The sequence below is a fragment of the Streptomyces sp. NPDC001634 genome, assembly GCF_040298185.1.
Taxonomy (GTDB): domain Bacteria; phylum Actinomycetota; class Actinomycetes; order Streptomycetales; family Streptomycetaceae; genus Streptomyces.
This window is the reverse complement of the sequence record NZ_JBEOZU010000210.1, coordinates 1-2,033: the sequence shown is the minus strand read 5'-3', so window position 1 is coordinate 2,033 and position 2,033 is coordinate 1. Positions and strand designations below refer to the sequence as shown.

At 70.5% G+C, this 2,033-nt stretch carries 1 protein-coding gene; it reads left to right on the top strand.

Annotation, left to right across the window (positions count from 1 at the left end; translation table 11 throughout):
* Positions 1 to 2,033, top strand: a 2,033-nt coding sequence (locus tag ABT186_RS47545) for an SDR family NAD(P)-dependent oxidoreductase (protein WP_351930664.1), incomplete at both ends; no start/stop codon positions are given.

Below are 2,033 nucleotides of genomic sequence, written 5' to 3'. Positions count from 1 at the left end.
CTGGCCGATCCGGCGGGCGGTCCGGTCGCCTCGGTGGAGTCGCTGGTACTGCGGGAGGCGTCCGGCGATCTGGCCACGGCAGACGCCGGCCGCCCGGACAGCCTCTTCCAGACCGACTGGGCTCCCGTACTGATCGAAGCGGCCGTCGAAGGCCCGACGTACGGTCCCGACCTCCCCACGGGTCTTCCCGGTACGGCGGTCGAGCCCGGAGCGGACGTTCTGGTGCGGGTAGAGCGGCCGACAGGGGCTGCGGTCGAGGCCGCGCACCAGGTCGCGGACGGTGTGCTCGCATGCGTGCAGGAGTGGCTGGCGGAGGAGCGGTTCGAGGGTGCCCGTCTGGTGATCGTCACCGAAGGGGCCCTGGCGCTCGATGAGAGGGCTCCGGATCCGGCTCTGGCTGCGGTGTGGGGTCTGGTGCGGGCGGCTCGGGCGGAGAACCCTGGGCGGTTTGCGCTGGTGGATGTGGACGGTGCGGAGGAGTCCTGGGCTGTCGTGGCGTCGGCACTCGCTTCGGGTGAGCCGGAAGTGGCGGTGCGGGGCGGGACCGTCTATGCGCCCCGTCTTGGCCGGGTGTCGACGGGTACGGGGCTGGCGGTTCCGGTGGGGGAGTCGGCGTGGCGGCTGGATGTCGTGGAGAAGGGGACGCTGGAGGGGCTGGCGCTGCGGCCGGTCCCGGAGGCGGAGGCCGAGCTGACGCAAGGCCATGTCCGCATCGCGGTGCGGGCGGCGGGCGTCAACTTCCGTGACGTGCTCAACGCACTCGGTATGTATCCCGGTGATGCGAGGGACTTCGGTCTGGAGGGTGCCGGTGTGGTGACCGAGGTCGGTCCGGGTGTGTCCGGGCTGGTGGTCGGTGACCGTGTGATGGGCCTGTTCTCGGGTTCGTTCGGGCCGGTGGTGGTGGCGGATGCGCGGACTCTTGTGCGGGTTCCGGCGGGCTGGTCGTTCGCGCAGGCCGCATCCGTGCCGGTGGTGTTCCTGACGGCCTATTACGCGTTGACCGATCTGGGTGGTGTGCGGGCCGGGGAATCGGTGTTGGTGCATGCGGCGGCCGGTGGTGTGGGCATGGCCGCCACCCAGTTGGCGCGGCATTTGGGTGCTGAGGTGTTCGGTACGGCGAGTGCGGGCAAGTGGGACACCCTGCGTGGCCTGGGTCTGGATGAGCGTCATATTGCCTCGTCGCGGGATACGGAGTTCGAGGCGGCCTTCCTTGCGGTGACCGGTGGTCGTGGCATGGATGTCGTGCTGGACTCGCTGGCGGGTGAGTTCGTGGATGCGTCGCTGCGGTTGCTGCCGCGGGGTGGGCGTTTCCTGGAGATGGGCAAGACGGACATCCGTGACCCGGAGACCGTTGCGGCGGATCATCCTGGCGTGTTGTATCAGGCGTTCGACTTGATGGATGTGGCGCCGGAGCGGATCGGTCAGATGCTGGCCGACCTGGTCGCCCTGTTCGAGGCCGGGGTGCTGGAGCCTCTTCCGGTGACGTGCTGGGATGTGCGCAGGGCTTCGGAGGCGTTCCGGTATCTGTCTCAGGCGCGGCATGTGGGCAAGGTGGTCCTGACCGTCCCGGCCCCGCTGGACCCGGACGGGACCGTGCTGGTCACCGGCGGTACCGGGGGTCTGGGCGCGCTGGTGGCCCGCCACTTGGTCGCGGAGCACGGCGTTCGGCATCTGCTGCTGGCCAGCCGCCGGGGCCTGGAAGCTCCCGGCGCTGAGCAACTCGTGGCCGAGCTCGCCGAGTTGGGCGCTGAGGTCGAGGTGGCGGCCCTGGATGTCGCGGATCGCGACCAGCTCGCCACCGCCCTCGCGGCCATCCCGTGCGACCACCCGCTGACGGGCGTGGTCCACACGGCCGGTGTCCTGGACGACGGCGTGGTCGCCTCGCTCACCGCGGACCGGCTGGCCAAGGTCATGCGTCCGAAGGTGGACGCCGTGGCGCACCTGCACGAGCTGACCCGCGACGCGGACCTTTCGACGTTCGTGGTCTTCTCCTCCGTCGCGGGCACATTCGGTGGCGCCGGGCAGGCCAACTA